Raw genomic sequence first — 16,722 nt, forward strand, 5'->3', positions numbered from 1 at the left:
AATGAGCACCCTTAGCTCAACTGGATAGAGTACCTGACTACGAATCAGGCGGTTAGAGGTTCGACTCCTCTAGGGTGCATTTTATCGGGAAGTAGCTCAGCTTGGTAGAGCACTTGGTTTGGGACCAAGGGGTCGCAGGTTCGAATCCTGTCTTCCCGATTTATGGCGGTGTAGCTCAGCTGGCTAGAGCGTCCGGTTCATACCCGGGAGGTCGGGGGTTCGATCCCCTTCGCCGCTATATATATGGATTTCTTGGACCTTTAGCTCAACTGGTTAGAGCACTCGGCTCATAACCGAGCGGTCGTAGGTTCGAGTCCTACAAGGTCCATATATTAATTATAATATTTGGAGGATTACCCAAGTCCGGCTGAAGGGAACGGTCTTGAAAACCGTCAGGCGTGTAAAAGCGTGCGTGGGTTCGAATCCCACATCCTCCTTATAATTAACGCGGGATGGAGCAGCTAGGTAGCTCGTCGGGCTCATAACCCGAAGGTCGTAGGTTCAAATCCTGCTCCCGCAATATGGCTCGGTAGCTCAGTTGGTAGAGCAATGGATTGAAGCTCCATGTGTCGGCGGTTCGATTCCGTCTCGCGCCATTTTGTTAAGCGGGTGTAGTTTAGTGGTAAAACTACAGCCTTCCAAGCTGTTGTCGCGAGTTCGATTCTCGTCACCCGCTTTATTTGGATATTATAGCCAAGCATTTGCTTGGGCGCGTAGCTCAGATGGTTAGAGCGCACGCCTGATAAGCGTGAGGTCGGTGGTTCGATTCCACTCGTGCCCATATTGGAGAATTACTCAAGAGGCTGAAGAGGACGGTTTGCTAAATCGTTAGGTCGGGTAACTGGCGCGGGGGTTCGAATCCCCCATTCTCCGTAGTATTATGACGAATTATCTTTTAGATAATTCGTTTTCTTTTTTTGAGGTGACAAAATGAAAAATAGTTTTTATCGATTTCTTCTTTATGGGTTTATTATTATTCTATTTTTTGTAATGCTTTTTTCTTTTGTCTTTACTAATAAAAAATTAACGAAGGATATCTCTTTTAATGTATCTGGTTTAGTTACAAAAGTAGACTCTGTGGTTTCTGTTCCATTTACTGCACTATCAAAATCTCACAATGTTCTTTCTGATCTTTTATCAACTTATTCTGAGAATCGTGATTTAAAAAAATCTTTATCAAATTTAGAGAATCAATCGGCTATTATTTCTAACTTGCAAGAAGAGAATGATTCTTTAAGAGCATCGCTTAATCTTTCGGACAAGCTAAGTCGTGATAATGTTCTTACTGCTGAAGTTTCTATGAGACCTTCTGTGACTTGGTTAAAAGAGTTAACTATTAATGTGGGTAAGTCTAAGAATGTTAGTAAATCTATGCTAGCAACTTCTAATGGTGGAGTTATTGGCTTTGTAACTAAAGTTTATGATGATACAACAACTATTTCTTTACTTTCTAGTAGTTCTAGTGATAGCTACCTTGCATCTAGTGTCAAATCAGAGGACGATAACCAGATTTTCGGAATTATATCACGTTATGATAATAAAAAGAAGCTATTAGAGATGACACAACTCAATTCATCTTCTAACGTTAAGGTCGGCACTGAAGTAGTCACAAGTGGTCTTGATGATGTATCAGTAAAGGATGTTCCAATTGGTACTGTAGACTCTGTTATTGATTATGAAGGAAATCGTACGATTTTGGTAAAACCTTATGCTGATTTTGATAAAATTTCTTATGTTACTTTAGTTGGAGATGGTAAATAATATGAAATTATCCAAGTATTCTATTATTCCTTTCTTACTGAGTATTGTCCCTTTTCTATGGGATGGTCATATTTCTATGATACTTAATCATTATTTATCCCCTGAATTTTTTCTATCATCTCATCTTTTTATTATTTATATTTTCATCTTAACTCTTGATTTTCCAAATAAGTATGCATTTCTTTACCTTATTTGTTTTGGATTTCTTTATGATACCTATTATTTCAAAACAGTTGGTATAGTGATTCTAACTCTGCCACTGTTATGCTATCTGTTAACTCTGCTAGGACGAATTGTTAAGAGAAATACCTATGTTGATTTTTTGTTAATGTTTTTATTCTTATTTCTCTTTGATACCATAAATTTTGGCTTTGCCTTATTCTATGGTTTCTCCAATGAGTCTGTGACGGATTTTATTATTTATCAACTAAGTCCTAGTATAGTGTTTAATCTTTTGATCTTTATCTTTATTAAACCTATTCTTGAAAAATTATTTTTGTATCTGTCAGTTGATAGATTTAAATAGAACTGTAATATTGGCGTAACAAAGTTTGCGCCATTTTTTGATACAATAAGAAGGTCTTATCGAAAAGGAGTAGTATTTTATATTATGAAAAAACGTATTCTTTCAGCAGTGTTGGTAAGTGGTGTAACCTTATCAGCAGCTGCATCAGTACATGCAGAGGATTATGATTCGCAAATCGCTGCTGCAGATAACGCAATTAGTAACCTTGCTTCTCAACAAGAGACTGCACAAGCGCAAGTTGCTACAATCCAATCTCAAGTATCTACACTTAGAACACAAAAATCAGAGTTGGAAACTAAAAATGCTGAACTTGAAAAAGTATCAGCAGATTTGGAATCTGAAATTCAAGAATTATCAAGTAAAATTGTAGCTCGTCAAGATTCTTTGGCGAAACAAGCTCGTAGTGCTCAACAAAATAATACTGCGACTAGCTACATCAACTCTATCTTGAACTCTAAGTCAATCTCTGAAGCTATTACTCGTATCACAGCTATTTCAAAAGTTGTTACGGCTAATAATGATATGTTGACAAAACAAGAGTCTGATCAAAAAGAGCTTGCTGCAAAGCAAGAACAAAACCAAGCTGCTATTAATGAAATTGCAACTAATAAAGCTGAGCTTGAAACAACAGAAGCTGGTTTGACAACTCAACAAGCTGAACTAGAAGCAGCACAAGTTACTTTGGCTGCAGAATTGGCTACAGCACAAGATGAAAAAACATCACTTGTTTCTGCTAAATCAACTGCAGAAGCTGTGGCAGCTTCAACTGCAGCATCAGTTGCTCAGTCTCAAACAATTGCAGAATCAGAGGCAGCAGCACAAGCAGTAGCATCTTCAGAAGCGGCAGCATTTGTAGCTCAATCAGAGGCGGCAGCAACTTCAGAAGCTGTAGCTCAACCTTCTGAAGCTACTGTTTCAGAAACAGCGACAGCCTCAGAAGTAGCACAAGAACCGGTTTCATCAGAAACTTCAGAAACTACTCAAGAGCCAACTGTTGCAACTTCAGAAGCAACACAAGAGCCTGCTGCTCCAGCAACATCTGAAGCACAGCCAGAATCAGCTGCGTCAGAGGCACAACAAGAGCCTGCTGCCCCAGTAACATCTGAAGCACAACCAGAATCAGCTGCTCCAGCAGCTTCAGAAGCTCCTGCTAGCGAAGCACCTGCAGCAACATCTGAAGCACCAGCAAGTCAAGCACCTGTAGCTTCAGAAGCACCAGCTCCTGCTGCTGAAACTCCTAAAGTATCAGCTGCCTCAACTCCTAATACATATCCTGTTGGTCAATGTACTTGGGGTGCTAAATCATTAGCTTCATGGGTTGGTAATTACTGGGGTAATGCTAAAAACTGGATTGCTAGCGCACAAGCAGCTGGTCACTCAGTTGGTACAACTCCTGTAGCCGGTGCAATTGCGGTTTGGCCAAATGATGGTGGTGGTTATGGTCACGTAGCTTACGTCACATCAGCATCAGGTGCAAATTCAATTCAAGTTATGGAATCAAACTATGCTGGTAACATGTCAATCGGTAACTACCGTGGTACATTTGATCCAACATCATCAGCTCATGGTGGTTCTGTATACTATATTTACCCATAATGAATACAAAAAGGCGATTCGAATTTTCTCGAGTCGTTTTTATTTTATGGCAAAATGTCTTTACTTTCTGGAACAGCTTTTAGACGGGAAAATGTCGAGGTTAAGGTTAAATCTTTTTAGTCTTGTTAAGTTACTGTGACACCATTTATTTTGCATTGAAAATCAATCTAAAAAAAGGTAGAATGGTTTAGTAGATATTTTGGAGGAAATCATGTCTTATACGAATTTGAAGTTGTTTGCTTTATCGTCTAACCAGGAATTAGCAGCAAAAGTTGCTGATAAAATGGGTATTGAACTCGGAAAATCAAGTGTTCGTGAATTTTCAGATGGTGAGATTCAAGTTAATATTGAAGAATCTATCCGTGGTCATCACGTTTTTATTCTTCAATCTACAAGCTCCCCTGTAAATGATAACTTGATGGAAATCTTGATTATGGTTGATGCGCTAAAACGTGCAAGTGCAGAAACAATCAGTGTTGTTATGCCTTATTATGGTTATGCACGTCAAGACCGTAAGGCACGTTCACGTGAACCAATCACATCTAAGTTGGTTGCTAATATGCTTGAGGTTGCAGGTGTTGATCGACTTTTGACAGTTGACCTCCATGCTTCTCAAATTCAAGGATTCTTTGATATTCCTGTAGACCATTTGATGGGTGCGCCACTTATCGCAGATTATTTTGATCGTGCTGGTCTTACTGGAGATGATGTTGTTGTTGTTTCTCCAGACCATGGTGGTGTGACTCGTGCGCGAAAACTTGCTCAATGTTTGAAAACACCAATCGCAATCATTGATAAGCGTCGTAGTGTTGATAAAATGAACACTTCTGAGGTTATGAATATTATTGGTAACGTTGAAGGTAAAACATGTATCTTGATTGATGATATGATTGATACTGCGGGTACAATCTGTCATGCGGCGGATGCGCTTGCTGAAGCTGGTGCAACTCATGTTTATGCCTCATGTACTCACCCTGTATTGTCAGGTCCAGCACTTGATAATATTAAAAAATCTGCTATTGAGAAGCTTGTCGTATTGGACACGATTTATCTTCCAGAAGAACGTTTGATTGATAAAATTGAACAAATTTCAATTGCTGATTTGATTTCAGAGGCAATTATTCGTATTCATGAAAAACGTCCATTGTCACCTTTGTTTGAAATGGGCCATAAATAGACTAAAGCTAGCCTAGGCTAGCTTTTTTGGTGTTTAAATGCCTTTGAGTTTTTGATATAATGTAAGGCATAATTGCAAAGAGGTGACCGTGATGGATTTAACACAACGTTTTAATAAAAATTTAGATAAGATTGAAGTTTCAATGATTCGTCAGTTTGACCAATCAATTTCAGATGTACCAGGGATCAAAAAGTTGACACTTGGTGAACCTGATTTTACAACTCCAGATCATGTAAAAGAGGCTGCTAAAGCTGCTATCGATGCTAACCAGTCACACTATACAGGTATGGCAGGACTTCCTGCTTTGCGTCAAGCAGCTGCGGAGTTTGTTAAGGAAAAATATAATCTTACTTATAACCCAGATAATGAAATCTTGGTGACTATTGGAGCTACAGAAGCCCTTTCTGCAACATTGACTGCTATTTTGGAGCCAGGAGATACGATTCTTTTACCTGCACCAGCCTATCCAGGATATGAGCCGATTGCAAATCTAGTTGGTGCTGAAATTGTCGAAATTGATACAACAGCTAATGATTTTGTTTTAACTCCGGAGATGTTAGAAAAGGCAATTTTGGAGCAGGGAGATAAGCTTAAAGCCGTTTTGCTTAACTACCCAACTAACCCAACAGGTGTGACTTACTCACGTCAACAGATTGAAGATTTGGCTGAAGTTCTGAAAAAATACGATATTTTTGTTGTTAGTGATGAAGTTTACTCTGAGCTAACTTATGTGGACCAACATGTATCTATTGCTGAGTATTTGCCGGAACAAACAATTTTGATTAATGGTTTGTCTAAATCTCATGCGATGACAGGGTGGCGTATTGGTTTGATTTTTGCACCTGCAGTTTTAACGGCTCAGTTGATTAAGAGTCACCAGTATTTGGTAACAGCTGCAGCTACTATGGCACAATTTGCAGCTATTGAAGCCTTATCTGCTGGTAAGGATGATGCCCAACCAATGAAAGTTGAGTACTTGAAGCGTCGTGATTATATTCTTGAAAAAATGACTGAGCTTGGTTTCAGAATTATTAAACCTGATGGTGCTTTCTACATCTTTGCTAAGATTCCAGAAGGGTATACTCAAGACTCATTTAAGTTCTGCCAAGACTTTGCTCGTGAAAAAGCTATTGCGATTATCCCAGGGGTCGCTTTTGGAAAGTATGGCGAAGGCTTTGTTCGCTTGTCGTATGCGGCTAGCATGGATACTATTGAAACAGCTATGACTCGTTTGAAAGAGTTTATGGAAGAACATGCAGAAGCTTGAGAGTAGAGGGCTTGTCCTCTTCAATCGTAATTATCGTGAGAATGATAAACTAGTTAAAATTTTTACCGAGCAAGCTGGTAAACGGATGTTTTTTGTTAGAGGTGGTGGGGCAGGTAAATTAAGTGCTGTCATTCAACCTTTGACCATCGCTGAATTCATGATGACTGTAAATGATGAAGGTCTATCTTTTATAGAAGATTATAGCCAGGCACAATCCTTCAAGGAAATTACAAGCGATATTTTCAAGCTGTCTTATGCGACATATTTGGCTGCATTGACAGATGCTACTATTGCTGATGGTGTGCCAGATGCGCAATTATTTGTATTCTTGGAGAAGACGCTTGAATTAATGGAAGAAGGCTTGGATTATGAAATATTGACTAATATCTTTGAGATTCAGGTTTTAGACCGTTTCGGCGTACGCTTGAATTTTCACGAGTGTGTCTTTTGTCATCGTGTAGGTCTTCCTTTTGATTTCTCGTTTAAGTTCTCGGGGCTACTTTGTCCAAATCACTATGCAGAGGATGAAAGGCGTAGTCACTTGGACCCTAATGTGTCTTATCTTTTAGATCGTTTTCAGGGGATTTCCTTTGAAGAATTGAGAAGCATATCTGTTAAGGATGACATGAAACGAAAGCTACGATATTTTATTGATGACCTCTATGATAATTATGTTGGAATACATCTTAAAAGTAAGAAATTTATTGATAATCTAAATTCTTGGGGCCATATTATGAATAAAGAAGATAGTGCTGACTAGACATTATCTTCTTTTTGTTTCACGTGAAACAGGAAAGTAATGGTTTTCAGTCTCAGGGGTTAAAATGCAGGTCAGTTCGTGCTATAATAATAAGATAATAAGCTGAAAGACTCTGCTAGAAACAGTGAACTAGTCTATTTTAGTTACCTAATATTTTATTGAAAGAAATCTGAGTTTGTTTTTTATGGCAGAGGACGAGAGGGAGAATGCTATGCATGTAATTACAGTAGATGCTATGGGTGGCGATAATGCGCCACAAGCAATTGTAGAGGGAGTCAACCAAGCTATAGCAGATTTCAAAGATATTGAAATCCAGCTTTATGGTGATGAAGCTAAAATCAAGACTTATTTGACAGCGAATGAACGTGTGAGCATTGTGCATACTGATGAAAAGATAAATTCGGATGATGAGCCAGCTAAAGCTATTCGCAAGAAGAAAAAAGCTTCAATGGTCTTAGGTGCACAAGCTGTTAAGGAGAAAAAAGCAGGTGCCGTGATTTCTGCGGGAAATACAGGAGCCCTTCTTGCCGCAGGTCTCTTCGTGGTCGGACGTATTAAGGGAGTTGAGCGTCCAGGTCTTATGTCAACAATGCCAAGTTTTACTGGTCAACCCTTTGATATGCTTGATTTAGGTGCAAATGCGGAAAATACAGCTAGTCATTTGCATCAATATGCTATTTTAGGCTCTTTCTATGCTAAAAATGTGCGTGGCATTGCCAACCCTCGTGTAGGTCTCCTTAATAATGGGACTGAGGAAACAAAGGGGGATAGTCTTCGTAAGGAGGCTTTTGAACTCCTATCTAAGGAGCCAAGTATTAACTTTGTTGGTAATGTTGAGGCGCGTGAAATTATGTCAGGAGCTGCTGATGTAGTAGTTGCTGATGGTTTCACAGGAAATGCAGTTCTTAAGGCAATTGAAGGAACGGGACTTGGTGCCATGAAGACTCTTAAGTCAGCTATCATGAATGGTGGTCTTAAAGCTAAGTTAGGTGCCTTCCTATTGAAGGATAGTCTAAAAGGTATGAAAGAGACTATGGATTACTCTAGCGCCGGAGGTGCGGTTCTCTTTGGTCTTAAAGCTCCCGTAGTAAAATGTCATGGATCTAGTGATGCTAAGGCTGTTTACTACACCATTAAGCAGGTTCGTACGATGCTTGATACGAAGGTTGTTGAGCAGCTAGTTGAAGCCTTTAGTCCGAAAGAGGAGGCTAACTGATGAGTAGAGTAGAAATTCTTCAGAAAATGCAGCTCGTTATTCAAGAGCAGATGGGTAAAGAGGACATTGTTTTAACCGAAGACACCAAATTAGATGACTTGGGTGTAGATTCAATAGAGCTTATGGAATTCATTATTAATTTGGAGGATGAGTTTGCTCTTGAGATTTCCGATGATACTATTGACCATATGGTTAAGGTAGCTGATTTGTTGGACTATTTGTCTGAGAAATTGAATAAAGAATAAGAAAGCTAGAGATAGATAATAGTTGTGTATTATACGATTGTTATTTTGTGGGAGTGAGGCAAGAAACTAAATGTTATATGGATTTAGTTCTGTCACACTCCTTTTTTCTATACATTTTTTATTAGGAAACTCTAAAAAAGAATAAAAAGACGAACGTTATTTTTTTACCAAAGTAATAAAGTTTGCTATATATTGGTTTTTGGATTCTGGTGTGGTATAATTAGGAAGAATAAACTTGAAAGGCGAACAATACCATGTCAAACCAACTAATTTATACTGGTAAAGCTAAAGATATTTATAGTACAGAAGACGAAAATGTGATTAAGTCGGTCTATAAGGACCAAGCAACTATGCTTAATGGTGCTCGTAAGGAGACTATTAAAGGAAAAGGTGTGCTAAATAATCAGATTTCGTCTCTTATTTTTGAAAAATTGAATGCTGCGGGTGTAGCTACTCACTTTATCGAACGTATTTCTGACACAGAACAACTCAACAAGAAAGTGAAAATCATTCCTTTGGAGGTTGTTCTTCGTAACGTGACTGCGGGTTCTTTTTCTAAACGTTTTGGCGTGGAAGAAGGTTTGGACTTGAAAACTCCTATCGTTGAATTTTACTATAAGAACGATGATTTGGATGACCCATTCATCAATGACGAGCATGTGAAGTTTTTGGATATTGCCAATGATGAACAAATTGCTTATATCAAGGAAGAAACGCGTCGTATCAATGAATTGCTGAAAGATTGGTTTGCACAAATTGGTCTTCGTTTGATTGACTTCAAATTGGAATTCGGTTTTGATAAGGATGGCAAAATTATCTTGGCAGATGAATTTTCACCAGATAACTGCCGCCTTTGGGATGCTGAAGGGCACCATATGGACAAGGATGTCTTCCGTCGTGATCTTGGTAGCTTGACAGATGTTTATGAAGTTGTATTGGAAAAATTACAAGGATTGAAGTAGCCTTTTACAAATAGAATACTTGGTCTTCACTACAATCTTTAAGTAGAAATAGATAAAGGAAATAAAATGGATAAACGTATTTTCGTTGAGAAAAAAGCTGATTTTCGTGTGAAATCTCACTCTTTAGTAAAAGAATTAAAGCATAATCTTCAGTTGAAAACTTTGAATGATCTTCGTATTGTTCAAGTTTACGATGTCTTTAATTTAGCAGAGGACTTGTTTGCGCGTGCGGAAAAACACATCTTCTCTGAGCAAGTGACCGATACTGTTTTGGATGAAGCCGCGGTTAAGGCTGATCTTGAGAAGTATGCTTTCTTTGCTATCGAAAGTTTGCCTGGTCAATTTGACCAACGTGCGGCATCTTCACAGGAAGCTTTGCTTTTGCTTGGTAGTTCAAATGATGTAACGGTGAACACAGCGCAACTTTACTTGGTTAACAAGGATATTGATGCGAATGAGTTGGAGGCTGTCAAAAACTACCTCTTGAACCCAGTGGATTCTCGTTTTAAAGACATCACTGTTGGCATTGCTAAACAGGATTTCTCTGAGTCTGACAAGACCATTCCAAGTTTGGATTTCTTTGAAACCTATACGGCAGAAGATTTTGCTAAGTATAAGGCAGAGCAAGGATTGGCAATGGAAGTGGATGACCTTCTATTCATTCAAGATTACTTCAAGTCTATTGGTCGTGTGCCAACTGAGACTGAGCTTAAGGTGTTGGATACTTACTGGTCTGACCACTGTCGTCACACAACTTTCGAGACTGAGTTGAAAAACATCGACTTCTCAGCTTCTAAATTCCAAAAACAATTGCAAGCGACTTATGACAAGTATATTGCCATGCGTGATGAGTTGGGACGTACCGAAAAACCTCAAACCTTGATGGATATGGCGACTATTTTTGGTCGTTATGAACGTGTCAATGGTCGTTTGGACGACATGGAAGTGTCTGATGAAATCAATGCTTGCTCTGTTGAAATTGAAGTGGATGTCAATGGTGTGAAAGAGCCATGGCTTCTCATGTTCAAGAACGAAACCCACAACCACCCAACGGAGATCGAACCATTTGGTGGGGCTGCTACTTGTATTGGTGGGGCCATTCGTGACCCATTGTCAGGTCGTTCATATGTTTACCAAGCCATGCGTATCTCAGGTGCTGGTGATATTACAACACCAATTGCTGAAACTCGTGCTGGTAAATTACCACAACAAGTGATTTCTAAAACAGCAGCTCACGGTTATTCTTCATACGGTAACCAAATTGGTCTTGCAACAACCTATGTTCGTGAATATTTCCACCCAGGTTTCGTTGCTAAGCGTATGGAGCTAGGTGCCGTGGTCGGTGCGGCTCCTAAGGAAAATGTTGTCCGTGAAAAACCTGAAGCAGGTGATGTGATTATCTTGCTCGGTGGTAAGACTGGACGTGATGGTGTCGGTGGTGCGACAGGTTCTTCTAAAGTTCAAACGGTTGAATCTGTTGAAACAGCTGGTGCTGAGGTTCAAAAAGGGAATGCCATCGAAGAACGTAAGATTCAACGTCTTTTCCGTAATGGGGAAGTGACACGTCTTATCAAGAAATCAAATGACTTTGGTGCTGGTGGTGTCTGTGTGGCTATCGGTGAATTGGCAGATGGTCTTGAAATTGATCTAGACAAAGTGCCATTGAAATATCAAGGCTTGAACGGTACAGAAATTGCCATCTCTGAATCTCAAGAACGTATGGCCGTGGTGGTTCGTCCGGAAGATGTAGATGCCTTCGTTGCTGAATGTAATAAAGAAAATATTGATGCTGTTGTCGTTGCGACAGTGACTGAAAAACCAAATCTTGTTATGCACTGGAATGGCGAAACCATCGTTGATTTGGAACGTCGTTTCCTTGATACAAACGGTGTACGTGTAGTTGTGGATGCTAAGGTAGTTGACAAGGATGTCAAGCTTCCAGAAGAACGCCAAACCTCTGCCGAAACCCTTGAAGCTGATACTCTTGAAGTCTTGGCTGACCTTAACCATGCCAGTCAAAAAGGGTTGCAAACTATCTTTGATAGCTCAGTTGGTCGTTCAACAGTCAATCACCCACTTGGTGGTCGCTACCAAATTACACCAACTGAAGCTTCTGTACAGAAATTGCCAGTCCAACATGGTGTGACAACAACTGCTTCTGTTATGGCGCAAGGGTTCAACCCTTATGTAGCAGAATGGTCTCCATATCATGGTGCGGCTTATGCGGTCATCGAAGCAACCGCTCGCTTGGTTGCTGCTGGTGCAAACTGGTCTAAGGCTCGTTTCTCTTATCAAGAATACTTCGAGCGTATGGATAAACAAGCAGAGCGTTTTGGTCAACCAGTATCAGCTCTTCTTGGATCAATTGAAGCTCAGATTCAACTTGGGTTGCCATCTATCGGTGGTAAAGACTCTATGTCTGGTACCTTTGAAGAATTGACAGTACCACCAACCTTGGTTGCTTTTGGTGTCACAACTGCAGATAGCCGTAAGGTCCTTTCTCCAGAATTTAAAGCTGCTGGTGAAAATATCTATTACATCCCAGGTCAAACTTTGGCACAAGAAATTGACTTTGATCTTATCAAGTCTAACTTTGCTAAGTTTGAAGGCATCCAAGCTGATTATAAAGTCACATCTGCATCAGCTGTCAAATATGGTGGTGTCCTTGAAGCTCTTGCCCTTGCAACATTTGGTAACCATATTGGTGCCACTGTAACCCTTGAAAATCTTGAGACTGCCTTGACAGCTCAATTGGGTGGATTCGTCTTCACATCTCCGGAAGATATTGCAGGGGTTGCCAAGATTGGACAAACAGCAGCTGACTTTACACTTACTGTCAATGGTGTAACGCTTGATGGACACAAACTTGACAGTGCCTTCCAAGGTAAATTGGAAGAGGTCTACCCAACGGAATTTGCACAAGCAACTGAGTTGGAAGAAGTACCTGAGGTGGCATCAGATGCTGTTATCAAAGCTAAGGAAACAGTTGAGACACCAGTGGTTTACATCCCAGTGTTCCCAGGTACTAACTCTGAGTATGATTCAGCTAAGGCCTTTGAAAAAGAAGGTGCGAAAGTCAACTTAGTACCATTTGTCACACTGAACGAAGAAGCTATTGCCAAGTCTGTTGACACCATGGTTGACAATATCGAAAAAGCTAACATTATCTTCTTTGCAGGAGGCTTCTCAGCCGCTGACGAACCCGATGGATCTGCTAAATTTATCGTCAACATCTTGCTTAATGAAAAAGTACGTGCAGCCATTGACAGCTTCATCGAAGGTGGTGGTTTGATTATCGGTATCTGTAATGGATTCCAAGCTCTTGTCAAATCAGGTCTTCTTCCATACGGTAACTTTGAAGATGCAAACAGTACTAGTCCAACTCTCTTCTACAATGATGCCAACCAACACGTGGCTAAGATGGTTGAAACACGGATTGCCAACACCAACTCACCATGGCTTGCTGGCGTGAAAGTTGGTGACATCCATGCCATCCCAGTATCACACGGTGAAGGTAAGTTTGTCGTGACAGCTGAGGAATTTGCAGAGCTTCGTGACAATGGTCAAATCTTTACCCAATATGTTGACTTCGAAGGTAAACCAAGCATGGATTCTAAATACAATCCTAACGGATCTGTGAATGCTATCGAAGGTATCACAAGCAAAAATGGTCAAATTATTGGGAAGATGGGTCACTCAGAACGTTTCGAAGACGGTCTCTTCCAAAATATTCCAGGAAATAAAGATCAACATCTCTTTGCATCAGCGGTTAAATACTTTACTGGAAAATAATAGAGTGACAAGTGCACTCAGTAATGATATTTTTCAATGTAGCAGTAGTTCTAAAGAGCTTGAAAACTTGAGTTCCAATTAGTGAAATGAGAGGCTAGAAACAGTTTTTCGTTCGCCTTGCATAAGGAAAATATCAAAAATAAAAGGTATAAAAAATGACATACGAAGTTAAATCTCTTAATGAAGAATGTGGTGTTTTTGGTATCTGGGGTCACCCAGATGCTGCCAAATTAACTTATTTCGGACTTCACAGTCTCCAACACCGTGGTCAAGAGGGAGCAGGAATTCTCTCAAATGATGCGGGTCAATTGAAGCGTCATCGTGATATGGGGCTTCTCTCAGAAGTTTTCCGTGATCCAGCCAACTTGGACAAGCTAACTGGAACGGCTGCTATCGGTCATGTTCGTTATGCGACTGCTGGTGAAGCTTCTGTAGACAATATTCAACCTTTCTTGTTTAAGTTTTATGACAATCAGTTTGGACTTGCCCACAACGGGAACTTGACTAATGCAGAGTCACTTAGACGTGAGTTGGAAAAAAATGGTGCAATCTTTAACTCGACTTCTGACTCAGAAATTTTGGCCCACTTGATTCGTCGTAGCCATAACCCATCCTTCATGGGTAAGGTGAAAGAAGCCTTGAACACTGTTAAAGGTGGATTTGCTTACCTCCTCATGCTTGAGGACAAGCTCATTGCAGCCTTGGATCCAAATGGTTTCCGTCCCCTTTCTATTGGTAAGATGGCCAATGGAGCTATTGTGGTTTCATCTGAAACCTGTGCCTTTGAAGTGGTTGGAGCAGAGTGGATTCGCGATGTGAATCCAGGTGAGGTTGTTATCATCGATGATAATGGCATTACTTACGATAACTATACAACGGACACCCAATTGGCTGTTTGCTCAATGGAGTATATTTACTTTGCTCGTCCTGATTCAAATATCCAAGGGGTCAATGTCCATACAGCTCGTAAACGTATGGGTGCTCAATTGGCACGTGAATTCAAACATGAAGCAGATATTGTAGTTGGTGTGCCTAATTCATCACTTAGCGCAGCCATGGGATTTGCCGAAGAATCAGGCTTGCCAAATGAAATGGGCTTGATTAAAAACCAATACACTCAACGTACCTTTATCCAACCAACACAAGAATTACGTGAGCAAGGGGTTCGTATGAAGCTCTCTGCCGTATCAGGTGTTGTTAAAGGCAAACGTGTGGTTATGATTGACGATTCTATTGTACGTGGGACGACCTCACGTCGTATCGTTAATTTGCTAAAAGAAGCAGGAGCAACAGAGGTTCACGTAGCAATCGGTAGTCCAGCCCTTGCCTATCCATGTTTCTACGGTATCGATATTCAAACACGTAAGGAATTGATTGCGGCCAATCATACAGTTGAGGAAACACGCGAAATCATTGGCGCGGATAGCTTGACTTACTTATCAATTGATGGCTTGATTGATTCTATTGGAATTGATACAGATGCACCAAACGGTGGCCTTTGTGTGGCTTACTTTGATGGTAAATATCCAACACCATTGTATGACTACGAAGAACGCTATTTGGAAAGTTTGAAAGAACACACTTCTTTCTATTAAGAGCAGTGCAGAAGAAAAAAGAGGAAAAAATTATGTCTAAGAATGCTTACGCACCACGTCTCACTACTGACTAAAAGCTAAAGCATTTGTCAGTAGACGCTTTGCCCTATGGGGCCAAAGCTGGAGACCTGACTAGTATTTTTAGATAAAAAGATGGTTTATCTAAAAATACGTCGCAATTTTTCTCGAAAAAAGAAAAGGAATAAACAAATGACAAATAAAAATGCGTATGCCCAATCGGGTGTGGACGTTGAAGCAGGTTATGAAGTTGTTGAACGTATCAAAAAACACGTTGCCCGTACAGAGCGTGCAGGTGTCATGGGAGCTCTCGGTGGCTTCGGTGGTATGTTTGACCTTTCAAAAACAGGTGTCAAAGAGCCCGTTTTGATTTCAGGTACAGATGGTGTCGGTACTAAACTCATGCTTGCTATCAAGTACGATAAACACGATACTATCGGTCAAGACTGTGTAGCTATGTGTGTTAACGATATCATCGCTGCAGGTGCTGAGCCCCTTTACTTCCTTGACTACGTAGCAACTGGTAAAAATGAACCAGCTAAATTGGAACAAGTCGTTGCTGGTGTTGCTGAAGGTTGTGTGCAAGCTGGTGCTGCCCTCATTGGTGGTGAAACTGCTGAAATGCCTGGTATGTATGGTGAAGACGACTATGATTTAGCAGGTTTCGCGGTAGGTATCGCAGAAAAATCTCAAATCATCGACGGATCAAAAGTGGCTGAAGGTGACGTGCTTCTTGGACTTGCTTCAAGTGGTATCCATTCAAATGGTTACTCACTCGTGCGTCGTGTCTTTGCTGATTACACAGGTGAAGAAGTTCTTCCAGAACTTGAAGGCAAAAAACTTAAAGACGTTCTTCTTGAACCAACTCGTATCTACGTCAAAGCAGCTTTGCCATTGATCAAAGAAGAGTTGGTTAACGGTATTGCCCACATCACAGGTGGTGGGTTCATCGAAAATGTACCACGTATGTTCTCAGATGACTTGGCTGCTGAAATTGACGAAAGCAAAGTCCCAGTTCTTCCAATTTTCAAAGCTCTTGAAAAATATGGCCAAATCAAACACGAAGAAATGTTTGAAATCTTCAACATGGGTATTGGTCTCATGCTTGCGGTTAAACCGGAAAATGTGGAACGTGTCAAAGAACTTCTTGACGAACCTGTTTATGAAATCGGTCGTATTGTGAAGAAAGATGGCGCAAGTGTGGTGATTAAATAATGGCTAAAAAGATTGCTGTTTTTGCCTCTGGCAACGGCTCAAACTTTCAGGTGATTGCGGAACAATTTCCAGTAGAATTTGTTTTTTCAGATCACCGTAATGCCTATGTCTTGGAACGTGCCAAGAATCTTAATGTGGTTAGCCATGCCTTTGAACTCAAGGAATTTGACAATAAAGCGGCTTATGAAGAGGCTATCGTCAAACTCTTGGATGATCACCAGATTGATTTGGTTTGTTTGGCCGGTTATATGAAAATCGTCGGCCCAACCTTGCTAGCAGCTTATGAAGGCCGTATTATCAATATTCACCCGGCTTATCTCCCTGAATTTCCAGGGGCTCATGGTATTGAGGATGCTTGGAATGCGGGTGTTGACCAGTCTGGCGTAACTATTCACTGGGTGGATTCTGGTGTGGACACTGGTAAGGTTATCAAACAAGTCCGTGTGCCACGCCTTGAAGGTGATACCCTTGATACTTTCGAAGCTCGCATCCACGAAACAGAGTACAAGCTCTATCCAGAAGTGTTGGATAGTTTGGGCGTTGCACGAAAATAAGGAAGTGCTAGAGCTGAAAGAAAATTTTCGACTGTAGC

The 16,722-nt window shown here is 40.5% G+C and carries 13 protein-coding genes and 10 tRNA genes; all 23 read left to right on the top strand.

From position 1 onward, the window contains the following. Positions 1 to 5: 5 nt before the first annotated feature. The 23 genes from ACWPVZ_RS00125 to purN all read left to right on the top strand — a co-directional run bounded on the left by ACWPVZ_RS00125 (position 6) and on the right by purN (position 16,684). Positions 6 to 79: transfer RNA gene (locus ACWPVZ_RS00125), tRNA-Arg, on the top strand. Between the two features lie 6 nt (positions 80 to 85). Further along, positions 86 to 159: transfer RNA gene (locus ACWPVZ_RS00130), tRNA-Pro, on the top strand. 5 nt (positions 160 to 164) lie between these two features. Beyond that, a tRNA-Met gene (locus ACWPVZ_RS00135) sits at positions 165 to 238 on the top strand. Between the two features lie 16 nt (positions 239 to 254). Next, positions 255 to 328 (top strand) — tRNA-Ile (locus ACWPVZ_RS00140). Between the two features lie 19 nt (positions 329 to 347). Next, positions 348 to 437: transfer RNA gene (locus ACWPVZ_RS00145), tRNA-Ser, on the top strand. 9 nt (positions 438 to 446) lie between these two features. Continuing rightward, a tRNA-Met gene (locus tag ACWPVZ_RS00150) sits at positions 447 to 520 on the top strand. Between the two features lie 3 nt (positions 521 to 523). Beyond that, positions 524 to 596, top strand: a tRNA-Phe gene (locus tag ACWPVZ_RS00155). A gap of 9 nt (positions 597 to 605) precedes the next feature. Next, a tRNA-Gly gene (locus ACWPVZ_RS00160) sits at positions 606 to 676 on the top strand. Positions 677 to 707: 31 nt separating this feature from the next. After that, a tRNA-Ile gene (locus ACWPVZ_RS00165) sits at positions 708 to 781 on the top strand. A gap of 4 nt (positions 782 to 785) precedes the next feature. Beyond that, positions 786 to 873: transfer RNA gene (locus ACWPVZ_RS00170), tRNA-Ser, on the top strand. Positions 874 to 930: 57 nt separating this feature from the next. After that, positions 931 to 1,761, top strand: a complete 831-nt coding sequence (mreC, locus tag ACWPVZ_RS00175; RefSeq protein WP_049545166.1) for a rod shape-determining protein MreC — start codon at positions 931 to 933, stop codon at positions 1,759 to 1,761. Between the two features lies 1 nt (position 1,762). Further along, the gene (gene mreD, locus ACWPVZ_RS00180; protein ID WP_198463563.1) at positions 1,763 to 2,287 is read left to right on the top strand and encodes a rod shape-determining protein MreD; all 525 of its coding nucleotides are present in this window, start codon (positions 1,763 to 1,765) and stop codon (positions 2,285 to 2,287) included. Positions 2,288 to 2,371: 84 nt separating this feature from the next. Continuing rightward, positions 2,372 to 3,883 (top strand): PcsB-like coiled-coil domain-containing protein, encoded by a 1,512-nt coding sequence (locus ACWPVZ_RS00185; protein WP_454380445.1) that lies wholly within the window; start codon positions 2,372 to 2,374, stop codon positions 3,881 to 3,883. 211 nt (positions 3,884 to 4,094) lie between these two features. Beyond that, on the top strand, positions 4,095 to 5,060 hold the full coding sequence (locus tag ACWPVZ_RS00190) for a ribose-phosphate diphosphokinase (protein ID WP_414341391.1): 966 nt from the start codon (positions 4,095 to 4,097) through the stop codon (positions 5,058 to 5,060). Positions 5,061 to 5,151: 91 nt separating this feature from the next. Then, positions 5,152 to 6,327 (top strand): pyridoxal phosphate-dependent aminotransferase, encoded by a 1,176-nt coding sequence (locus tag ACWPVZ_RS00195; protein WP_454380448.1) that lies wholly within the window; start codon positions 5,152 to 5,154, stop codon positions 6,325 to 6,327. Further along, positions 6,314 to 7,087 (top strand): DNA repair protein RecO, encoded by a 774-nt coding sequence (gene recO / locus ACWPVZ_RS00200; RefSeq protein ID WP_454380450.1) that lies wholly within the window; start codon positions 6,314 to 6,316, stop codon positions 7,085 to 7,087. The genes ACWPVZ_RS00195 and recO overlap by 14 nt, the downstream gene beginning before the upstream one ends. A gap of 211 nt (positions 7,088 to 7,298) precedes the next feature. Further along, positions 7,299 to 8,303: a phosphate acyltransferase PlsX gene (plsX, locus tag ACWPVZ_RS00205; RefSeq protein ID WP_454380452.1), complete on the top strand. Its 1,005-nt coding sequence runs from the start codon at positions 7,299 to 7,301 to the stop codon at positions 8,301 to 8,303. Beyond that, entirely contained in the window at positions 8,303 to 8,548 is a 246-nt protein-coding gene (locus ACWPVZ_RS00210) for a phosphopantetheine-binding protein (RefSeq protein ID WP_049545080.1), read from the top strand. Before plsX ends, ACWPVZ_RS00210 begins: the two co-directional genes overlap by 1 nt. Positions 8,549 to 8,802: 254 nt before the next feature. Further along, complete coding sequence (gene purC / locus ACWPVZ_RS00215) at positions 8,803 to 9,510, top strand: phosphoribosylaminoimidazolesuccinocarboxamide synthase (RefSeq protein WP_037599463.1); 708 nt, start codon at positions 8,803 to 8,805, stop codon at positions 9,508 to 9,510. Between the two features lie 66 nt (positions 9,511 to 9,576). Beyond that, positions 9,577 to 13,302 carry a phosphoribosylformylglycinamidine synthase gene (locus tag ACWPVZ_RS00220; protein ID WP_454380455.1) on the top strand — a complete coding sequence of 1,242 codons (3,726 nt, stop codon included), beginning with the start codon at positions 9,577 to 9,579 and terminating at the stop codon, positions 13,300 to 13,302. A 155-nt stretch (positions 13,303 to 13,457) separates the two neighbouring features. Next, entirely contained in the window at positions 13,458 to 14,897 is a 1,440-nt protein-coding gene (gene purF, locus ACWPVZ_RS00225) for an amidophosphoribosyltransferase (protein WP_002889568.1), read from the top strand. Between the two features lie 210 nt (positions 14,898 to 15,107). Continuing rightward, positions 15,108 to 16,130 (top strand): phosphoribosylformylglycinamidine cyclo-ligase, encoded by a 1,023-nt coding sequence (gene purM / locus ACWPVZ_RS00230; RefSeq protein WP_008536319.1) that lies wholly within the window; start codon positions 15,108 to 15,110, stop codon positions 16,128 to 16,130. After that, on the top strand, positions 16,130 to 16,684 hold the full coding sequence (gene purN, locus ACWPVZ_RS00235; RefSeq protein WP_414341398.1) for a phosphoribosylglycinamide formyltransferase: 555 nt from the start codon (positions 16,130 to 16,132) through the stop codon (positions 16,682 to 16,684). Before purM ends, purN begins: the two co-directional genes overlap by 1 nt. Positions 16,685 to 16,722 lie beyond the last annotated feature (38 nt).

It is taken from the genome of Streptococcus sp. Marseille-Q6379 (genome assembly GCF_965119505.1).

Coding starts and splice junctions, on each gene's coding strand:
- mreC (WP_049545166.1), top strand. CDS start 931: ATGAAAAATAGTTTTTATCGATTTCTTCTTTATGGGTTTATTATTATT.
- mreD (WP_198463563.1), top strand. CDS start 1,763: ATGAAATTATCCAAGTATTCTATTATTCCTTTCTTACTGAGTATTGTC.
- ACWPVZ_RS00185 (WP_454380445.1), top strand. CDS start 2,372: ATGAAAAAACGTATTCTTTCAGCAGTGTTGGTAAGTGGTGTAACCTTA.
- ACWPVZ_RS00190 (WP_414341391.1), top strand. CDS start 4,095: ATGTCTTATACGAATTTGAAGTTGTTTGCTTTATCGTCTAACCAGGAA.
- ACWPVZ_RS00195 (WP_454380448.1), top strand. CDS start 5,152: ATGGATTTAACACAACGTTTTAATAAAAATTTAGATAAGATTGAAGTT.
- recO (WP_454380450.1), top strand. CDS start 6,314: ATGCAGAAGCTTGAGAGTAGAGGGCTTGTCCTCTTCAATCGTAATTAT.
- plsX (WP_454380452.1), top strand. CDS start 7,299: ATGCATGTAATTACAGTAGATGCTATGGGTGGCGATAATGCGCCACAA.
- ACWPVZ_RS00210 (WP_049545080.1), top strand. CDS start 8,303: ATGAGTAGAGTAGAAATTCTTCAGAAAATGCAGCTCGTTATTCAAGAG.
- purC (WP_037599463.1), top strand. CDS start 8,803: ATGTCAAACCAACTAATTTATACTGGTAAAGCTAAAGATATTTATAGT.
- ACWPVZ_RS00220 (WP_454380455.1), top strand. CDS start 9,577: ATGGATAAACGTATTTTCGTTGAGAAAAAAGCTGATTTTCGTGTGAAA.
- purF (WP_002889568.1), top strand. CDS start 13,458: ATGACATACGAAGTTAAATCTCTTAATGAAGAATGTGGTGTTTTTGGT.
- purM (WP_008536319.1), top strand. CDS start 15,108: ATGACAAATAAAAATGCGTATGCCCAATCGGGTGTGGACGTTGAAGCA.
- purN (WP_414341398.1), top strand. CDS start 16,130: ATGGCTAAAAAGATTGCTGTTTTTGCCTCTGGCAACGGCTCAAACTTT.